Origin of the sequence: Streptomyces cupreus (assembly GCF_014257025.1) — a bacterium.
GTDB lineage: Bacteria > Actinomycetota > Actinomycetes > Streptomycetales > Streptomycetaceae > Streptomyces > Streptomyces cupreus.
In genome coordinates, this window is sequence record NZ_JACMSF010000009.1 from 82,390 (window position 1) to 100,368 (window position 17,979).

At 69.9% G+C, this 17,979-nt stretch carries 17 protein-coding genes and 2 pseudogenes; 5 read left to right on the top strand and 14 right to left on the bottom strand.

Features of this window, described 5'->3' with window-relative positions:
• Positions 1-109: 109 nt before the first annotated feature.
• On the bottom strand, positions 110-1,048 hold the full coding sequence (locus H4N64_RS11160; RefSeq protein ID WP_186282069.1) for a serine protein kinase RIO: 939 nt from the start codon (positions 1,046-1,048) through the stop codon (positions 110-112).
• A 198-nt stretch (positions 1,049-1,246) separates the two neighbouring features.
• Here H4N64_RS11160 and H4N64_RS11165 point away from each other — a divergent pair, with 198 nt between their 5' ends.
• The gene (locus H4N64_RS11165; protein WP_186282070.1) at positions 1,247-1,414 is read left to right on the top strand and encodes a hypothetical protein; all 168 of its coding nucleotides are present in this window, start codon (positions 1,247-1,249) and stop codon (positions 1,412-1,414) included.
• A 96-nt stretch (positions 1,415-1,510) separates the two neighbouring features.
• Here the strand turns inward: H4N64_RS11165 and H4N64_RS11170 are convergent.
• The 13 genes and pseudogenes from H4N64_RS11170 to H4N64_RS11225 form a co-directional block, all read right to left on the bottom strand.
• Positions 1,511-1,630, bottom strand: a pseudogene (locus H4N64_RS11170) (transposase); the annotation flags it as partial.
• Positions 1,609-1,907 (bottom strand): annotated as a pseudogene (locus H4N64_RS46720) (transposase); the annotation flags it as partial. The pseudogenes H4N64_RS46720 and H4N64_RS11170, both read right to left, overlap by 22 nt.
• Positions 1,908-1,941: 34 nt before the next feature.
• Entirely contained in the window at positions 1,942-5,700 is a 3,759-nt protein-coding gene (locus H4N64_RS11175) for a hypothetical protein (protein WP_186282071.1), read from the bottom strand.
• Positions 5,701-5,704: 4 nt separating this feature from the next.
• The gene (locus tag H4N64_RS11180; protein ID WP_186282072.1) at positions 5,705-7,222 is read right to left on the bottom strand and encodes a sacsin N-terminal ATP-binding-like domain-containing protein; all 1,518 of its coding nucleotides are present in this window, start codon (positions 7,220-7,222) and stop codon (positions 5,705-5,707) included.
• Positions 7,223-7,616: 394 nt separating this feature from the next.
• Positions 7,617-8,024, bottom strand: coding sequence for a hypothetical protein (locus H4N64_RS11185; RefSeq protein WP_186282073.1), 408 nt, complete (start codon positions 8,022-8,024; stop codon positions 7,617-7,619).
• Positions 8,025-8,091: 67 nt separating this feature from the next.
• Complete coding sequence (locus H4N64_RS11190; RefSeq protein WP_186282074.1) at positions 8,092-9,837, bottom strand: relaxase/mobilization nuclease domain-containing protein; 1,746 nt, start codon at positions 9,835-9,837, stop codon at positions 8,092-8,094.
• Positions 9,838-9,839: 2 nt separating this feature from the next.
• Positions 9,840-10,190 (bottom strand): plasmid mobilization protein, encoded by a 351-nt coding sequence (locus H4N64_RS44930; RefSeq protein WP_336246680.1) that lies wholly within the window; start codon positions 10,188-10,190, stop codon positions 9,840-9,842.
• A gap of 269 nt (positions 10,191-10,459) precedes the next feature.
• Entirely contained in the window at positions 10,460-10,684 is a 225-nt protein-coding gene (locus H4N64_RS11200) for a hypothetical protein (RefSeq protein WP_186282076.1), read from the bottom strand.
• A gap of 100 nt (positions 10,685-10,784) precedes the next feature.
• Positions 10,785-11,810: a DUF2637 domain-containing protein gene (locus tag H4N64_RS11205; RefSeq protein ID WP_472910303.1), complete on the bottom strand. Its 1,026-nt coding sequence runs from the start codon at positions 11,808-11,810 to the stop codon at positions 10,785-10,787.
• Positions 11,807-12,400: a WhiB family transcriptional regulator gene (locus H4N64_RS11210; RefSeq protein WP_186282077.1), complete on the bottom strand. Its 594-nt coding sequence runs from the start codon at positions 12,398-12,400 to the stop codon at positions 11,807-11,809. The genes H4N64_RS11205 and H4N64_RS11210 overlap by 4 nt, the downstream gene beginning before the upstream one ends.
• A 95-nt stretch (positions 12,401-12,495) precedes the next feature.
• Positions 12,496-13,209 (bottom strand): ATP-binding protein, encoded by a 714-nt coding sequence (locus H4N64_RS11215; RefSeq protein WP_186282078.1) that lies wholly within the window; start codon positions 13,207-13,209, stop codon positions 12,496-12,498.
• Positions 13,209-14,150, bottom strand: coding sequence for a hypothetical protein (locus H4N64_RS11220; protein ID WP_186282079.1), 942 nt, complete (start codon positions 14,148-14,150; stop codon positions 13,209-13,211). The genes H4N64_RS11215 and H4N64_RS11220 overlap by 1 nt, the downstream gene beginning before the upstream one ends.
• A 2-nt stretch (positions 14,151-14,152) precedes the next feature.
• Positions 14,153-14,512 (bottom strand): hypothetical protein, encoded by a 360-nt coding sequence (locus H4N64_RS11225; protein ID WP_418896257.1) that lies wholly within the window; start codon positions 14,510-14,512, stop codon positions 14,153-14,155.
• Between the two features lie 382 nt (positions 14,513-14,894).
• Here H4N64_RS11225 and H4N64_RS11230 point away from each other — a divergent pair, with 382 nt between their 5' ends.
• The 4 genes from H4N64_RS11230 to H4N64_RS46340 all read left to right on the top strand — a co-directional run bounded on the left by H4N64_RS11230 (position 14,895) and on the right by H4N64_RS46340 (position 17,935).
• Entirely contained in the window at positions 14,895-15,335 is a 441-nt protein-coding gene (locus H4N64_RS11230) for a helix-turn-helix domain-containing protein (RefSeq protein ID WP_186282080.1), read from the top strand.
• A gap of 288 nt (positions 15,336-15,623) precedes the next feature.
• Positions 15,624-16,154 (top strand): hypothetical protein, encoded by a 531-nt coding sequence (locus tag H4N64_RS11235; protein WP_186282081.1) that lies wholly within the window; start codon positions 15,624-15,626, stop codon positions 16,152-16,154.
• A gap of 12 nt (positions 16,155-16,166) precedes the next feature.
• Positions 16,167-17,360: an MAB_1171c family putative transporter gene (locus H4N64_RS11240; RefSeq protein ID WP_186282082.1), complete on the top strand. Its 1,194-nt coding sequence runs from the start codon at positions 16,167-16,169 to the stop codon at positions 17,358-17,360.
• Positions 17,357-17,935: a phosphatase PAP2 family protein gene (locus tag H4N64_RS46340; RefSeq protein ID WP_186282083.1), complete on the top strand. Its 579-nt coding sequence runs from the start codon at positions 17,357-17,359 to the stop codon at positions 17,933-17,935. The genes H4N64_RS11240 and H4N64_RS46340 overlap by 4 nt, the downstream gene beginning before the upstream one ends.
• The last annotated feature ends 44 nt before the right edge of the window (positions 17,936-17,979 follow it).

Genomic DNA, 17,979 nt, shown 5'->3' on the forward strand with positions numbered 1-17,979 from the left:
CAACGTGGCGTGAGCGAGAAGGGCATCCGTTGGGGTGGACGCCCTCTCCGCTGCCGCAGCCTGACCAAGCCGGTGAACCTAATCGGTCAAAAGCACTAGCCCGCACGGTTCAGAAGGCGTGCGCCATCAGCTCCACGAACAGCGTGTGCTCGTCGACCTCGAGGCCCCGCGAGCGGAACCAGCGGCAGATGTTGGCGCAGTCCCGCTGGAGGAAGGTCATCCCGTTGAGGTTGCCGACCAGGTCGACGATCTGTGGCAGGTCGATGATGACCAGCCGCTCGCCCGCCGCCAGGATGTTGTACGCCGAGAGGTCGCCGTGCACGAGGCCGCTCTGCACCATCGTCGCGAGCGCATCGGTGAGTTGCTCGAAGTAGGCCGCCAGCAGTTCGGGTGAGGGTCGGGTCTGGGCGAGCCGGGGCGCGGTCGCTAAGGCGCCGTCCTCGTCGACGACGGTGATCCACTCCATCAGGATCTCGGTGCCGTCGATCTGGACCGGGTAGGGAACCGGCAGCCCGAGGTTCCAGAGCCGCACCAGCGCACCCCACTCGGACACCGCCCACTCGCCGGCCGCGACCTGCCGACCGAAGGTGCTCTTCCGCTTGATGGCCCGCTCGTCACGTGAGCGCTTCATCGAGCGGCCCTCGGTGTAGGACGCGGCGCGGTGGAAGGTCCGGCGCTCGGGAGAGCGGTACCGCTTCGCCGCCATGACCACGCCGGCGGCGGGGTCAAGCGGGTCGGCGCGCTCGACGAGGTGGACGTCGGCCTCCTTGCCGGTCTTTAGGACGCCGAGCTCCGTGTCGATCGCGCCCTGCGAGGTCACCACCCAGTCCGGTAGCGGCTCGGGGCCTCGGCAGAGGGGTTCGACGCTGAGCCAGGTCGACCAGCGCTGGCCGTCCTCGAGGTCGTCGTAGGAACGGAAGTCGAAGACGAACCGGTCGTCGACGTCGCCCAGGTCGTCCGGCGGCGCGACGTAGCGGTAGGGGTCGGTGATGAAGTCGTCAGGAAATGCCGGGTGCTGAGAGTGCTGCGAGAGATCGTCGCGAGACATCGCTGGAGGTGCTCCATGAGGCGAGAGGGAGTCGGTCTGCGGGCAGGCCGAGGACAGTCGTAGTCACGGTCGTGCCTCCTCTCGTGGAGCACTGGGCAGCTCCCGGTGTCTCGCCCATGGTGAGGGCGGACACGGGGAGCGGCAACCGAATAAAGTGGGCCCGCGTTGAGGGGCCCAGCGGTGCCGTAGGTTTCCGGAGTGATCCTCCGTACCGGGCTCGTCCCGCCCCTGCTTGGGCTGACGCTGGCCTGGTCGTTGCCGGCCGGACCCGCGGTGGCCGAGCGGGCCCCGACGCCCGGTGCGAGCGGGATGGGAGACCCGTGCTTCCCACAGGACGGCAACGGCGGCATCGACGTGCTGCACTAGGACGTCCGGGACGGCTACTCCTTCCGCACCGGACGGCTGCTCGGCCGGACCGTCCTCGATGTGCGCGCCACCCAGGACCTGTCGCGCTTCGACCTCGACTTCCTGCTGCAGGTTCTGCTCGTTGCCATCCGGCAGCCAAGCAGCCATCGCCTGGATCGACTTGCGTCGCCCATCCAGCATCAACCCGCGCAGATAGCAGTCGCCTTGTTGCGGTTGGCAGCCTGGTCCTTCTTCTCCGGGATGACCGCCTTGATGCGGCGTTTGCGCAGGTGGGCGCGGTGGGCGTGGGAGGAGTAGGCCTTGTCGCCCCGCCACGGCGGTGGGCCGGGTGCGGGGACGGCTGACCGGCAGACGGACCCGCACGTTGTTCAGTACCGGGATGGACTGAGGGCTGTCGGCGGCCTGCCCGGCGGTCAGGACGATCGCCATCGGCCGACAGCGCCGGTCGGCGGCCAGGTGAATCTCGGAGGTCAAACCCGCCGCGGGACCGGCCGCTCCCCGGCACTCGGGACATCGTGCGCTTCAGCTCACGGCCGTCGGCTGTTCCGCAGCGGCGAGCACTGATAGCGCAGCCCCTTGCCCACGATCCGGAACCGCTCGCGACCGGCCGCCGAGAACGGGTTGGGCAGCTCGAACACCTGACGGTGCTCCGGGTCCAGAGCGGCGGTGATCAGCAGGATCCGGTACCGACCGCCACGCGCGTGGGTGCGCGCGGCATCCACCTCGGACGGCCCGAGCTCGAACTCCACGCGCTCGCCGACGGGTTCGCTCAGCGCCTTCACCTCGTACAACCGTGTGGTGTCACGCCAGGCGACCTCGAAGTCATACCCCAGGCTGTCCGATGCCTCCCGGTCGCCGTTGATGACCGCGGCGTACCCCGACCGCCAGCGCACCTCGGGGTAATGGCGCTGGAGCCAGGCCCGTGCCACGACCTCCCCGACCAGACCGATGGCCGACCGCTGGTCCTCACTCACCTGGTGCAGACGGGCCACGACCACCCGCGACGTGCCGGAACTCCCACCCCGCCCGAGCTGGGGCACCGGCGCGACCGTGTCCAGGCGTACCTTGCCGGACTGGGCGAGGAACGCCTCGTCGACAGTCCTGGAGGCTAGGTCCGCGATGGCGGAGAAGTGGTCGCGTCCCACGGCGACCTCCTTCTCGCCGATCATGATCGTGGCCGGGCCCACCCCGCGTGATCCGGCGGTGCCCTGCGCCAGTCCGGTCCGGGGCGCCAGGTCGGCGGGGGTGAGGCCGAGGAGCCCCGCGTCGGCGGTGAGCGGCATGCCGGTCGGCCAGCCCACACCGCGCCGCACCACGTCGAGCAGTTGTCCCTCGCTCAGCTCGATGAGGTCGCTCAGACCGGAGCCATCGAGGAAGGTCCGCGCCTCCAGCAGGGGCGCGCCCTGCCAGCCGGTCGGTACGGGTGCTCCGCGCCGGCGGCACCAGGCGGACACCAGCCGGGCCAGCGCCGGAACCAGGGGGTCCAGTGCGGCGGTGTTGAGTTCGCGGAGCCGGTCGACGGGCGGGAGATCGGTGGTTCGGCCGAGATCGTCGTCGGCGCCGTGCGAACGCAGCCAGGCCTGAGCCCTGGCCCGCATCTCGTCCTCGGGCGGGGTGACGAACCGGGGCAGCCAGTCGGGGTCCGGCAGCAGGTCGTGGAGTCGACGGGCCCCGGCGTACGCGGAGAGGTCCGCGCCGTCGCGGGCCGCCGCCACGTACCGTTCCCGCAGCCGGTCCACCAGGGTGCCGGCGTGGCCGCGTACGAAGTCACCGAAGGCCTGCTCGTGGAGATCGGGGTGGGAGTAGGGGGCGTAGCCGGGGCCGAGCGTGGTGAGCGCCTCGTTGAACCGCTGGAAGTCCAGGCCCAGTTCGTCGCGGAGTTCGGCCGGTGTGGTGCAGGAGCGGGCGAAGGCGACGAGTTCGGCGGCCGGCACGGTCAGCGAGACGGTGAACCGGCCGACGATCTGGACGAGTTCGTCCTCGCCTGCCGCGCGGTCGAGCGCCCGCGCCGCTTCCTCGTCCCATGCGGGGCCGAGGAGACAGCACAGGGCCGGGCGCAGCAGCCGTACCGTGTCGTGCACGTCTCCCGTGAGATTGCGTCTGATCTCGGCGACCTTGGCCTCGGTCGTGTCCAGTGCCATCGCCAGGGTGCGGTCGTCGATCCTTTCAGGATCATGGGTGTCGAGCTGCCGTTCCAGCTTGACCAGGACCAGCTCCAGCGCGTCCTGCAGCCCCGGCCTGCCCAGCAGTTGGGCGAGCGCGGACGTGCACGCCTGCAGTTCGTCCCAGCCCTCCTCGCTGTGCCAGACGACGACCGTGGGATGGTCGGCGTCCGGCAGCGGCAGCGCGCGGGTGGTGGGCGGTGGTTCGGTGAGCACGCCCGAGATGACGACCTCCACAGCGTCGGCCCGGACGACGCGCACGGTGCGCAGCCGCTCCAGCAGAGCCCGCACACCGCGCTCGCTGCGGCGCAGGAACGACCCGGACTTCAGTTCCACGGCCAAAGCCACCACCGTGACGAGCCATTCCCTGCCGTCGATGAGCGTGTCGGCGTGTCCGGTCGGCGTGATCGGTTCGCCGTCGCGGTCGCGGACCTGCACATCGGTCGCCGACGTGCGCAGGGTACGGATGCCGTGCGCGTCGGCCATCTCCACGATGGCGTCCCCGCTCTCCGGTCCGGCGACCAGGACGGGATGGCCCGCCAGTTCGACGAGTGCCTCCTTCAGCGGCGCCTGCTCGTCGCAGACGTGCACGGGCACGTCCTCGGCCGTCGGTACGAAGGTGCCGAGGGCGTTGCCGCGACTGACCACGAGCCGTACCTCCTCGCCGGTGAGCCACGGCCAGCGGGTGTTCTGCGCGAGGTGCGACCACGCCCGCCCGTAGTGCTTCTTGAAGGAGACGCTGAGGTGCGTCGGCACGTCTCCCCGGTGGAGGATCTCGCCGAGGTGCTTGACGGCCGCTCCGGCGTGCCGAGGGGCCTCCCAGCTCCGCAGCCCGCACCGGCGGAGCCTCGCGGCCGCAGCCTTGTCGGTGAGAAGCCGCCGGGTCGGCAGCGGCAACGAGGGGACGAAGCCGGGTAGTTCCCCGTCGGTGCTGAACCACGCCTCGCCGGGGGTGACGAAGGCCGGGCCGTCCGACTCGGCGTCCTCCACCGGAAGCCAGGCCGTGCGGCGGAGGAAGGACGCGAACGGTGTGGGCCAGGAGTGCTCGTCCCTCTTATGCGGGTGCTCGGGCCGGTACACGGTGACGTCGAAGACCTCGTCGCCCCAGGTGCGGAACCCCAGGATGAGCAGTTCGGCGAACTCCCGCCGTGTGGTGGGGCCGAGGTCCGCCACCTCGGTCGCTCCCGGGAGATGGGCCAGTGGCCGCTGGAACGCGTAGGGCGTCCACGGGTGGGCGAACTTGGTCCACCGGGACCGTACGTCCGCCGTCCACACAGGCCCCAAGTCGTCGCCGAGGCCGAACCGCTGGGCCAGGACACGGGGTGCCAGATCGTTCCCCTGCTGGGCTCCCAGGCGGTCCCCGACAACGGACAGCCGCAGTCCGTCGACCACGCCGACGGCCGTGAGGAATTCGAGGTACGCCTCCCGGTCCCGGACCGGCGCGGGCCAGTCGTCGGGGCCGCTGATCCAGTGCCGCCGCTGGTCCGCCAGCTCGGGGATCCGGGAACCGCCCGCTTTGAGGAACCTCTCCAGCCGCTGCGCGCCTTCGGTGCCCCAGCCCGGTGAGTACGAGCAGCGTGCCGCCCTCGCCCAGCCGCCGTCTGCGAGCGGCACCCGGAAGGGGATCCGCGACAGTCGGTCGCGCTGCCCCGGCGTGAGCGCCGGGAACTGCCGCAGGGCGAAGGTGAGGGCGTCGCGGCTGAGGGCCTCCGAGGGCCGTGCCCCGAGCAGGTCGTGCAGCGCGTCGAGGACCTGGTCCAGCTGGTAGGAGCGGACCAGCCCGCCCCGCAGCAGGAAGTCCCGTCCGGGGCTCTCCCAGGTGATGTCGGGGTGGGTGAAGGCGATACGGCGGCGCAGCGCCTTGAGATCGCCGGGGACGCGGGTGCCGGCGTCGTCGTGCTCGTCCCCGGGGTGGAAGAAGACGGTGCCCTCCATCTGGCCCTTCCTTCCCTGCTCCGCCGCACCGCCGAGCGCAGGCCGCAGGCCGCCGTCCTGGTCGAGGACGATCCGCCGGCCCCGCAGCACGGTGTGCTGGCCGGTGAAGGCCTGGGCCAGGTCGTTGTAAAAGTCCGCCCAGCGCGGGCTCGGCGACTCGCTACCTTCTGCCCGGATCTCCTCGGCCACCGCCTCAGCCCAGTCGGCGGTCCTGACCAGCGGAGGACGCAGGGCCCGGGAGACGACCGCCTTGGCCAGCCGGTCGGCGCGGGCGTGCCGGACCTGGCCCTGCGGAGGCGGCCAGCAGATGGGCTCCGGCCCGGGCGAGCGCCCCGGCGGTGAGGACGCGCCAAGGGCGTCGGCCGTCCGGCCAGGCGTAGGTGTCCCGCAGGGTGCCCCAGGACTCCCCGCCCTCCAGGGGGAGGAACGGCTCGACGGCGAGCCGCCCGTCCACCGCCTTGCCGAGGCGGGCCGGGGTGTCCCAGCACATGAGGTCGAGGACGAGGTCCCCGGCACGGGCGTGCGGGGTCTCGGTACGCAGGCGTCTGGCCGATTCCGCGCAGAGAACCGCCAGTTGGTCGAGCAGCAGATCGTTGAGGGCCACCGCCTCGCTGATGTCGAGCCGGGCGAGCTTGGTGAAGAACGGCGCGTGGGCGTGGCCCGGGAACGGCGCGGAGGACGCCTCCGACATCGGGATGAAGGTGTACATCCGGCCGTTCCGCGACAGCGGCCGGTCCAGTCGGAGCGCGACACCTACCCACGCCTCGCCCTGCCAGTCCAGCCATTTCGCGTCGATCCCGTGGACGTCGACGCTGCGCTCGATCGCCACGCGCAGCGCCTCGGCGTCCAGGGTCCGCCGTGCCAGCAGATACCGCCCGGCATCACCGAGGTCGACCTCGCTGATCCAGTCCGCGGTCCGGGACGCGACCAGGTCGCAGGGGCGTTGGGCACGTGACAGCACATGTCGTGTGCCGCCCTCGGCCCCGTCACGGATCTCCACGACCAGTTCCCGTACGCGGTCGAGGAAGAGCAGCAGGGGCGCCTCGTCGTCCACCACGTTCTCGGCCTGCGCCACGACGAGGCTCCAGGCGTGGTCGTTGCGCAGCGGCAGTCGTACGACGGTCGCGTAGCCGTCCGTGGCGAGTTCCTTGAGCACGGGGTCAGCGGCCTCGGCGGGCACCGGCAGTGCCAGCGGGGAGACGTCCTTGATCACCCGGGCGGCGAGGGCCGGGTCGTTGACGACGGCGTGGATGTCGTCCGGTCGGGCGAAACGGAAGCAATAGCCGTCGAACGAGTCGGAGGCGGGCGACGCCTTGGAGTAGATCTCCGGCCAGTCGGTCAGCTGCAGCACACTGCGGAAGCCGAGCCCCTTGTTGCCGATGCCCTCACCGGCTCCCTTGCTGGAGAGGGCCAATTCGGTGATGGCCTTGAAGTTCTCCACGGTGAATCCGCTGCCTTCGTTGGCGACATACAGGACACCGCCGCCGTCCTGGTGGCGCGTGGCCAGCACAGCGATCCTGCCGGTGCCCCCCGCGGCCAGGGCATCGTGTCCGTTCTGGATGAGCTCCAGGATCGTGCGGCCCTCGTACTCCTGGGCCGTGTCCTCGCTGACGGACTTCAGGCTCTCGGCGAAGCGCCAGTCTCCTCCCGCTCCGTCGAAGATCTCGATCCGCCGGCGTGTCAGGGCGGTGATCGCGTCCCCGAACCCCACCCCTGATCCGCTGCCTTTCATCGGTGTGATGGCCGTTCCCCCCTCGCTGAACCGGCATGCCTGTGCGTGCCTGCCGGGAATCGTGCTCATCAGTGTGTCCGGAAGGGGGCACCAGCCACGTTTTCCGGCCAATTCCTTGACAGCCCACATGTCGATGCGAGAGGGGGTGGGGCCCGCTCGGTCCCCTGCGACGTCCGGGCACCCTCAGATGTGGTGAACGGCGGGACGACCGAAAGAAGCTCGTCGGCAGCCCGAATTGTCAGAGGCGAGTGCTAGGGGCTGTCTGCGGTTGTGATCAAACGCGGGTTAAGCGAGAGCTGGTCGTTCTCAGGGAACCTCATGAGCCTGAGTGCATGCGCCACCGGGCGGCGTCTACGGCGCCTGGTCGCAGGCCCTATTCGGGCCTGGGCTCGGTCAGATAGACGCCGACGAGCGTGCCGTCGTAGCCCGCGGCCTGGGCCGCAGCCTCCAGGCTCGGGTAGTCCTGCCCTCCGACGTCGATCATCGCCTCGTAGTCCGCTCGGGTCAGTTCGCACTCGACCCACTGATGCGCGCAGCGGCAGCGGATGCTGATCTCGTTGCGGTCGCAGACGACCATCCAGTCGCGCCGAGCGCCGCACTGCGGGCACATCACGGGGATACCGGTGATGACGATTTCCTCGGGATGGGTGGTGGCCCGGAGACCGATGTTGCCGTCGCCGAGCCGCATCTCCTGCTGGAGCCGCAGCAGAGGATCGTCGCCGAGGGCCGTCTCCGGCAGAACGGTTCTCTGAGGATGGAGGCCTTCGCTGAGGATCTGCATCGTCTCCTTCTCCATATCAACCAGCCCTAACAGGCGCTGGCGGTCGGTGTCCAGCTCTTTGTGCTGCTCAGCGCATCGGTCCTCGGGAGCGAGGGGCGACATGGCGGGTCTCGGCCGGCGTCTCGGGCGCCTGTGGCGGGGACGGGTGGGAGCGTGATTGCGCTGCCCGCGCGTTCGTACGGGCACGGGGCGGGTCCATGGTGGCCGGGAGTTTGCCGATGCGTCGCAGTCGCCAGACGAGGACGTCGGTGACGCTGTCCGCGGTGTCCAGTTCGCGCCATTCGATGGCCTGCTGGAGCAAGGCATCGGGGTCGTGTCCCGCACGCTCGGCCTGGTCCAGGGTCGCGGCGAGGGCGTCCCAGCCGGGCTCGCGGCGTACGGAGTCGGCCTGCTCGGGCAGGGCGGTTTCGAGGGTGCCGGCGTACCGCTCTCGTACGGGTTCGGGGAGGCGGCGGCCGTGCTCGCGCATCGTGTGCATGGGGGCAGCGGCGGCTGATCGGTAGGCGCTGCGCAGGTGTTGCGCAGCTCGTTGAGCAGCGGCTGCCTGCTGGGCGTGGCCGCGGGCGGAGTGCCAGCGCACGGCGGCGATGGTGACGAGGACCATCGTGGACAGGAGCATCGCGGTGGTGCCGCCGTCTTCGCCTTTACCGAGGGCGTTGCCGGCGCGGATGATGCCGCGGGCGGCGGAGCGGATGGCTCGGTTGTCGGCGCGCTCGGCGCGGATGTGGGAGCGGGTGGCGCGTTCGAAGGTGCGAGCGGCCTCGGCGAGTTCCTTGCGGGTTGAGGCCGGGGCGGTCTGAGCGAGTGCGTCGAGGATTTCGCCGACGCCGGCCAGTTGCGCGGCGGAGTCTTCGTCGTCGTTCCCGTCGAGGATCGATGCCGCCCGTTCGGCGATCGGGGCTGCCTGGCGTCGGGCGCGCGCAGCGCGAGGTGCTCGTTCGCCGACATGGTCGGTGACGGGTTCGTCGTCGGGTCGTCCGGCGTCGAGGCGCTGGCGGATCCTGGGGAGGGAGAGGTCCGGGGCGAGTTTCGAGCCGGAGAACCAGACGGGTTCGCCGTCGCGGTTGCGGTCGCCGGGGAGGGCAACCTTGTATCCGAGGGTGTCGCCGGACGGGGCGACGCGTTTTTCGACCCTGAGGCCGGCCTCGGCGAGGCGGTGGAAGAACTCCTCCTCGCTGGCGGCTCCGGCCAGGGCGTGGCGAACGCTCTCCCGCAGCGTCTCGCGGGGAGTCTCGGCACGGCCGGATCGCTCGGCCTTGGAACGTTCGGCGCTGGTGGGGCGCTGGGCGGCGGTGCGGTCGCCGCCGTTGAGGACCTGCAGGCCGAACTCCTTCTCGATCTTTCGGCATTCGGCCTGGGCACGGATGCCGTCCTCGTGGCGGCGGGGGCGGCGGCCGTCTTCGCGGACGAGGGTGGCGACGATGTGGATGTGGTCGTCGGCGTGGCGTACGGCAATCCACCGGCAGGCCTTCGCGTCACCGTCCTCGGCGATACCTGTGGCGTGGACGATGCGGCGGGCGACCTCGGCCCATTCGGCGTCGCTGAGGTGACGGTCGCCGAGCGCCGTGCGGACGGGGCAGTGCCACACGTGCCGGGCCGGACGGCGGTTCTTCGGGAGGGCGAGCACGGGCAGGTCGAGCCGGTCGGTGAGCTGCTTGAGCGTGGCGGCCGGATCGCGTCCGGGGTCGGGGGCGAGCCCTGGCATCCAGGAGGCGACGAGGTGCGGGTCGGTGTGCTCGTCCCGACGGCCCGGCCCGTAGAGGTAGTTGAGCAGTCCGTATGTCCGGCTGCCGGTGGAGATGTCGGGGACCACAGTCAGCGCCGCGCGATCTCGATCGCGGCGGCCTCAACCCGGTCAGCGGCACGCAGCACACGGGCTATCGCGTCGTCCGCGTAGGCCACCTGACCGCCGGAGTTGAGGATGCGGGCCACCTGGTTGAGGTTGTTGCCGACGCGGGCGAGCTGTGCGCTGGCGGCCATCAGTTCTTCGACCCGGCCCCGCTGGTCCAACAGCCATGGCTGGGGACCTCCTTGGGCCTGGGCGACCGCGACCGCGGCGTCGGCGAGGAACCCGGCGGTCTTCAGGCCGACGGCTTCCGCGGCGCGCTTCACCAGCTCGAGTTCGTCGGAAGTCAGGCGGACGCTGCGGACTTGGTCACGGTGCACGCTCTGGCGCAGGCGGGGGCGCGTACGCGACGTGGCGGGCGCGTTCGGTTCCTCCCCTGGCTGCGATCCGCCCTCGGTCGCAGCCTCCGAGCCAGGCACCCCCTGGTGCCGGGCCTCCCCCGCCCCGCCCGGGGCTGGGGCATGCGCTTCCGAAACTCCTCCGCAGCCCGTGGCAGCGGAGGAGTTTCGGAAGCTACAGCTTGCTCGGCTTCGTGCCGGGCAGTGAGGTCCGCCCAGGTCAGAGTGGGTTCCGGAGGATTCGAGGGCGGTCATCGGGCCCGCCCGGAAGCGCGGTGGCGTACGTCGTGGAGGATCTCGGCGACGAAGTCGAGGGCGAGGACCGGATGGTGAAGGGTTCGTGGCAGGCTGTCCGCCGTGCGTTGGACGGTCCAGGCCCCGTCCGGCCCGAATTCGGCACGGTGAATGTGCCCGTACCGGCGAAGCACGGTGATCCAGGCGTCGGCTTCGGCGTGGGTGGCCGGGGTGGTTCGCATGAGGGTGGCTCCGATGTGCGGGTCGTTCGGGAAGTCATACGGCGGGGTGAGTGACCGGCCAGGGAATGAAGCCGGGTGACCGGCCATGTGTGATGGCCGGTCACCCGATCTCGGTGTCCGCGCCCGTGTCCGCCTCCGTCCGGAGGCGCTGCATGAGAGCAGTCAGGCGGTCGTTGCCGAGGGTGTGGCCCTGTGCCCGGATGGCGTCGCCGACGATCTGCCGGGTGAGGTTGCCCGCCTCGGCGACCGCCCGACGGCCGATCGCCAGAAGTTGCTCGTCGGTTGCCCGGACAGGCTTGCGGTCACTGAGGCTGGGGCTTGTCCGGCGGCCGGTGACCGGTGCGGTGGCAGCGGGCTTGGCCAGGTGGAGGACGGTGACCGGAGCCGGTCTGGTGATCGGCTCTCCACCCGGGTCAGCGCCTCGGCCGGCGTGCTCCGGCTCGTGCTCCACGGACGCTTCCGGCGGGCCGGACGGGTCCTCCCGGTCAGCCGGTTCTTCCGTGTCCGGACGGCCGGTGTCCGGCCGGGCACCGGCCTCCAGAGCGGATGGCACGGACAGGGCCGGCCGTCGTCCGGAAGTGACCGGGGCCAGCCGCCGCTCATCCTGGCGGACAGGGGTGTCCGGACGGTCAGCGCCGATCCGGTCGGTGTGGACACCGGGGCTCTCCGGTTGTCCGGCGATGGCGGATTCGGTGACCCGGCGGGCGATGAGGATGTATAGGTGGACGGCTCCGGCCAGGGCCAGCGGGGCGAGGGTGGACAGGATGCCGACGGTCAGGTCACCGAGTCGAAGCCCTCCGCCGGTCGGCTGCTGCTGGTTGAGGCGTACCGCGTGCAGGGCGTTGGCCCAGATGCTGGCGGCGGTCGCGGTGCCGAAGAGCATCCAGACGTAGCAGCGGGCGGCCAGCGGGGCGGTGCGCAGGACCAGTAGGGCGCGTACGCCGTAGGCGATGAAGCCGTCGATCACCAGGGGAAAGAGGAAGGTCAGGAATCCTCGGACGTGGATCGCGATGGCCATCTGCTGCAGGGCGTCGTACGAGAGGGCGCATCCTGCACCGCCGAGGGCGACGATGGCGGCCCGGTCCCAGCCAGTGATCCGTGCCGGCATCGGCGCGTCGTGGCTCACGCGGCCGTCCCGAGGTCGGTTCGAGCCTGGACCTTGGCCTTGGCTTCACTCAGTGCCTTGGTCCGGGTCCTGGGCGCCTTCTTGCCAGTGCTCGCCTTCTTCTGCTGGTCGACGGCGCGGTTTCGGATCTCCCTGCGGGTGCGGCGGTAGAGCTTCTCGGCGTGTTCCTCGGTGATCTTCAGCAGCCAGGCAAGCCGTGAGGCGGGGAGTTCGGACTGGTACGCGATGCGGGTGACGGCCCGGCGTTCGGCCTTGGTGAGATGGATGTCGCGTCCGGCCAGGACTTCGTTGACCCGGGCGTAGTCGAGTCGCTGTTCCAACTTCTTGTGCAGGGGCTCTCGTTCCTCCTCGGTCATGCCGCCCCGGATGCCGACGCTGTCGCCGTTTTCGAGGGCCGCGTCGAGGCAGACGTTGCGGACGGGGCACTGGACGCACAGAGCCTTGGCCTCGCGGATGCGGTCCATCTCGTCGGGCTCGGGGAAGAAGAGTTCCGGGTCGACCTGGTGGTGGGCCGTTGAGAGGCAGGCTGCGCGGTCCTGCCAGGTGTTGTCGCCAAGGGTGCGCGGCTGCTGGGTCTCGGGGCTGTGCATGGGAGGTCTCCGTATCCCCCCGGGCGCGTTTGGGCAGGCGCGGGCCGGGGGTTGGTGCGTGAAGGAGGCAGGCCAGTGACGGCCGGCGCGGGGACTCAGGCGCTGGCAGCGGCGGTGTTACGACGCTCGGCTGCGAGGGTGCGTCTGCGGTCCGGGCCGTCGAGGATGACCTTGTCGGTCATCTCGGTGAGCCGGGAGGCGACGCGGTCGCCGATGTGGGCGCGCAGGTCGGCCATGCCGAGGTTGGTCGTGATCAGCGTCGGGAGCATCGCGTTGTAGCGGCGGTTAATGAGCCGCATCGTGATCTCCTCGGTCCACTCACTGTTCTTCGCGGCGCCGAGGTCGTCGATGATCAGCAGAGGGCAGCGGGCCAGGTCCATCAGCTCCCGCTCGCCGTCGTGCCCCGGACGGGGCCGCAGCTCCGCGTACAGGTCGGCGGCCGTGGTCGCCTTCCAGCGCAGCCGGACCCCGGCGATCAGCAGCGAGCGGACCGCGCCGTACGCCTGGTACGTCTTGCCCGTGCCGGTGGTGCCGACGATCAGCAGCGAGCGGCCCTCGGCGAGCCCGGGGGCGCCCTTGGGGCCGGGGCGTCCGGCCTGGGCGACCTCGCGGACCCAGGCAGCGACGGCCGGGTGGTCCGCGACGGCGGCCCGGTAGCGCGCCGGGATACGGGCCTGCGCAGCCTGGAGGGCTGGGATGGGCTCGACCGGGTCCGTGACCTTGGCGTTCAGGTCGATGCCCCGGGAGGTGAGGATGTGCGCCAGGCGGCGGGCGATGCCACCGACGGGCTGGGCGTCGTGGTCGCGCATCACAGCTCCTCGGCGTAGGCGGCGGCAGGGTCAACAGGGTTGGCCCAGGCCCGGTGAGCGGGCACGTTAGGCCGCGATTCCGGCCGTACCAAACCCGCTGAGGTGGCGTTCATGGCCTCGTGGACCAGGCTCGGCAGGGTGCTGGGGTGCAGCAGCTTGGCGCGGTGGCGGGCCAGCCCGGCTCGGATGTGGGCGGGGTCGATGCCCTCCGCGAGGAGCTTGGCCGTCTCGCGTCCGAGATGGCCGAGCACTCCGCTGGGCGGGCGGTGTGCACAGGCGGCGGTGTACTCGTCCATGAGCTGCTTGGTCGAGACGGCCTCCGGTGCGGGGACGATTGCAGCCCCCGAAGGAGAAGTAGTTCCTAGATCCAGGTTCCTAGGTCCTAGATCCGGACCGTGAGGACTCACGGACAGCTCACTGCGTCCTCCGTGAGGGCTCGGTGATGGCTCACTGAGTACGTCACTACCTGCGGTTTTGCGATTCAGCGAGGGCTGACGAGGAGTGCGTGAGCCCTCAGTGAGTCCTCCGGGAGCCTTCACCGAGGACCCCGGGACGGTTCCATGAGCCTGCGGCGCATGCGGGGTGGGCTGTTCGCCGTCGTGCTGCGGGCAGGCGGGGTGGCGGATGCCGCTCGGGCGGTTGATCTTCTGGTGCAGACGCCAGGTGACGATGTGCAGGTACCGCTTGCCGTCATCGTCTTCGTAGCGGCAGATCAGATCGGCGGACGCGAGCTGGGTCAGATCGTCCTCGACTCCGACGGGGCCGTGTTCGGGGCGCAGGGACCACAGCAATCCAGCGAGGACTGCGGGCTGGTCGCGGAAGCGTCCGTGGTCGTCGGCCTGGGTCAACAGGCCGAAGAAGGTCCGTTCAGCCGTGAGGGAGACAGCCGCGAGGGACTCGGAGGCAAAGGCTTCGGGCTTGATGGTGCGAATCCTGGCCACGTTCAGCGCTCTCCGCTCGCATCGGTGTACGCCTCGGCGGCGGGCCGTAGGACTCCGGTGGTCAGGTCGAGGTCGTACGCCCCGTCCCAGCTCAGCTCGGGGTGGGCGCGGATCACCCAGCGAGCGACGGTCAGGCACCGGGCACGGTTGAGGCGTATGAGCTGCCCCTGCGCGCCGTACGCGCGGGTGTAGGGGCTCGGCCATATGTGGCCAGGGTCCCGCTGTGAGACGCGGATGGTGCGGGCACCCGGCACCATGTCCGCCAGGAGAGCAGCCAGGCGGTGCCAGCGAGTTCGGTCAGTGGGTTCAACGGCCTTGGCGGGCTGGGCGGCGAGCGCCCTTCCTCTCCAGGACTTGGGCATGCGAGAATCCCTCACTCGTAGGTGGGGTGCGACGGCCGTTCTCGTCGAAAAGGTCAGCCGACTCGCCCCGGTTATGAATCCGCGCCCTCGCGGTGGCGGTCCTGGCGCCCGGAAGCTGCTAACTCCCGGGCGCCGGTTTCATGTGTGGCTCGGGAGCGCCCTCACGGCCCTCTGTTCGGCGGCGTTCGCACCGGTCCCCCTCTCACATCGGTCCGGCCCTCGGGAGCGACCCATTCACATCAGTCGATGGCGACGCGACGACACTAGACCAGTGAATATGGATCTCGTCAACTGACAAGAATGGAACGGACACGTCAGGATGTGTATCGTTCACAGCAGTCGATACGATCAGAACCGAGCGAGCTACGAAGGACAGGCCGACATGAGCGAAGGAGCGCCCGCCGAGCAGCGCACCCTCGCGCAGAAGCTCGACCACCTCTTCACGACGGTCCATCCGAAGAACCGCGGCCAATACACCTACGAAGAGGTGGCGTCAGGCATCGAGCGATCCGGGGGACCCACCATCTCGGCGAGTTACATCTGGAGCTTGCGGACGGGCAAGAAGGACAACCCGACCATGAAGCACCTGGAAGCCCTCGCCGGCTTCTTTGGCGTCCCTCCCGCCTACTTCTTCAGCGACGAGTCCTCCGAGCGGATCGCCGCCGAGTTGTCGCTACTCGCCTCCATGCGGGACAACCAAGTACGGGATGTCGCCCTAAGAGCCTCCGGCCTTTCGGCAGAGACCCTTGAAACAATCAAGGGATTCATCGAGCGGGCCCGCACCCTGGAAGGACTCCAGGATGGCGGAGCATCCAGCACGTAACGCAGAGCGATCATCACGGGCACGGCTCTTCGCGTGACCAATACGTGGCGGACATCACTCAGCGGGTCGATCTCATACCTCACAGCGACACCGAGCATGCCGTGAGGCCCTACATGCCCCTTTTTGAGCCATGATCAAATGATACTGAATCAGGCATAGCCCTTGATCGTTGAGGAACTTGGCGCACGGGCGATAAATGCTCCTCAGCCCTTGACGTATCGTTGCGACGCCGGAACGCAGGGTTCCGGTTGCCTCACGTACAGCGATACCTTCGGAGCGGAGTTGCCCTTGCGTAGCCGACGCGAGCAACCTGGCAATGGACGTCAGGGCAGCCCGGACTTCGAGGACCTGCTCACTTCGATAGATATCCCGGAGCCCTTCGACGTCCAGGTCTTCTGCGATCAGATCGCAGCACAGCGCGGTCGCCCGCTCCACCTGCACAGCGTTCCTGGGATCTCCGGCACCGACGCTCCGTGCGGTGTCTGGATCGCTACCGAGAAGGCCGACCACATCTTCCACGAGGCAGCGACCAGCCCGCTGCACCAAGACCACATCATCCTGCACGAGATCGGCCACATGCTCCTGGGCCACACGTCGATCCTCGACGGCGTCCAGTCGGCAGGCGGCGGCCTGTTCGCGGACATCGACCCCGCCACCGTGGTCAGTCTCCTGACCCGGGCCAGCTACGGCACCGAGGATGAACGCGACGCCGAGCGTTTCGCAGGGCTGATCGCCGGCAAGGCCGCCACCTCCCGCACCGGCAAGACCGCACGCAGCAGCGTCCTCCGCCGCCTCGGCGATGCGCTCAGCGACTCATAAGAGCGCCCTGGAATGATCGACACACTTCCTGCGGTCCTGCTGTGGCTGGTCACCGCCTGGCGCACCCCGGCCGCATGGCGCGATCCGAGCAAGCGAGTCCTGTGGAGCGCCTTCCTCGCGCTGGCGGTTGCCATGACGCTCCGGCCGGCTTTCGTCGCCGCGCCCCTGGACGCAAGCCTGCATGTCCACAACCTGAGCTCCCTGGGCAAGCACCTCAGCGGTATCGTCGCGGCGCACTCGGTGCTGACCTTCGTACACAACATGGCCGAGGAGAAGGCACCCGGGCTCAAGTCCTCCCGCCTCCACCTCCTGGTCCCGGTCGCTGCGGCAGCCATCATCGCGGTGCTGTTCTTCGCCGCTCCTCAACCGTACGAGGCGGTGGACCTGCTCACCGACTACGCCACCGACTGGCGCATCGCCGCCTATGGAGTGGTGTGGACGGGGTACCTCGCAGCTGCGCTGTTCAGCGCCTCCCGGCTGTGCTGGCGCTGGGGCCGACAGCCCGGCACCGGCCTCCTCGGCCGCGGCCTGCGTCTCACCGGCATGGGCACCACCATCGGCATCGTCTACGCCGTGCACCGCGTGGCCTTCGTGATCCTGGGGTTCCTGGGACACAGCCCCGTTCCGGCCAGCATGAGTGTGGCGATCAGCGGTCTGCTGCTCTTCACCGCGCTGCTCTTCATCGTGACCGGTAGCACGCTGCCCGCGGCCGGACGACTGCTCCGCTGGAGCCGCGAATACCGCGACCTGCTGCAGCTTTACCCGATCTGGTTCAGCCTCACGGAGGCCGTACCCTCCGTCCGCCTCGACCCGCCCCGGCGCAGAACATCCGAGATTCTCCGCCCCCGTCACGTTCACGACCGGCTGTATCGCCGCACCATCGAGATCCGAGACGCCGTTCTAACCCTCAGCGACCACGCCCCCAGCAGCCTGCGCGACCAGGCCCGCGCCCACGTCGCTGCCTCCGGCCTCATCGGCGCCCAAGCCGACATCGCAGCGGAAGCCTGCTGGATCGTCGGCGCCCAGAACTCCCGGCAGCGCAACGAGCCCTCGTCCGGCGAACCCCTCCCGCCGGCCAGCGGCGGACGGGATCTGCCCAGCGAGATCCACGCACTTAAACAACTCGCCAGGGCCTACAACTCCGACCTCACCCGCACCTTCGCCGCCAAGCTCGACCACGCCCGAACGCAGGAGACGACACAGTGACCGAGTCCCGCACGGCCCGCCTCATCACCGACACCCTCGCGCCGGCCAACCTCGTCATCGCGATACTTCTGATCATCGGCTGGCACAGCACGAGCAGCGTCACAGGGCTCGGATGGGGCGTGCTGGCCGCCCTGTTCTGCGGCGGCATCCCGTTCGCCGTCATCATGCTCGGCGTGAAGCGCGGCAGCTGGACCGACAAGCACATACGAGTCCGTGAGCAGCGAGCCGTCCCCCTCCTCGCCACGATGGCATCGGTGCTCATCGGCATCTCGCTGCTTGTCGCCTTCCGTGCTCCCCGTGAGGTTTTCGCTCTGGTCGTCGCCATGCTCGTCGGCCTCGTCGTGACCATGATCGTGACTGTCTGGTGGAAGGTCTCGGTGCACACCGCCGTTGCCAGTGGGGTCGTCGTGATCTTGTTGCTCGCGTACGGCGTGCGCATGGCGCCACTGATGCTCGGAATCGCAGCCATAGGCTGGTCCCGCGTTGCCCTCCGCGATCACACCCCCGCCCAAACCGCCGTTGGCGCCCTGCTCGGCGGGCTGGCAGCCGCTGTTGTATTCAGCCTGATGCGCTAAGCCCGTCCTTCAACGATTCCCCTCGGCTCGGGATGCGGGGCGGG

Coding starts and splice junctions, on each gene's coding strand:
- H4N64_RS11160 (WP_186282069.1), bottom strand. CDS start 1,048: ATGTCTCGCGACGATCTCTCGCAGCACTCTCAGCACCCGGCATTTCCT.
- H4N64_RS11185 (WP_186282073.1), bottom strand. CDS start 8,024: ATGCAGATCCTCAGCGAAGGCCTCCATCCTCAGAGAACCGTTCTGCCG.
- H4N64_RS11200 (WP_186282076.1), bottom strand. CDS start 10,684: ATGCGAACCACCCCGGCCACCCACGCCGAAGCCGACGCCTGGATCACC.
- H4N64_RS11210 (WP_186282077.1), bottom strand. CDS start 12,400: ATGCACAGCCCCGAGACCCAGCAGCCGCGCACCCTTGGCGACAACACC.
- H4N64_RS11215 (WP_186282078.1), bottom strand. CDS start 13,209: ATGCGCGACCACGACGCCCAGCCCGTCGGTGGCATCGCCCGCCGCCTG.
- H4N64_RS11225 (WP_418896257.1), bottom strand. CDS start 14,512: ATGCCCAAGTCCTGGAGAGGAAGGGCGCTCGCCGCCCAGCCCGCCAAG.
- H4N64_RS11230 (WP_186282080.1), top strand. CDS start 14,895: ATGAGCGAAGGAGCGCCCGCCGAGCAGCGCACCCTCGCGCAGAAGCTC.
- H4N64_RS11240 (WP_186282082.1), top strand. CDS start 16,167: ATGATCGACACACTTCCTGCGGTCCTGCTGTGGCTGGTCACCGCCTGG.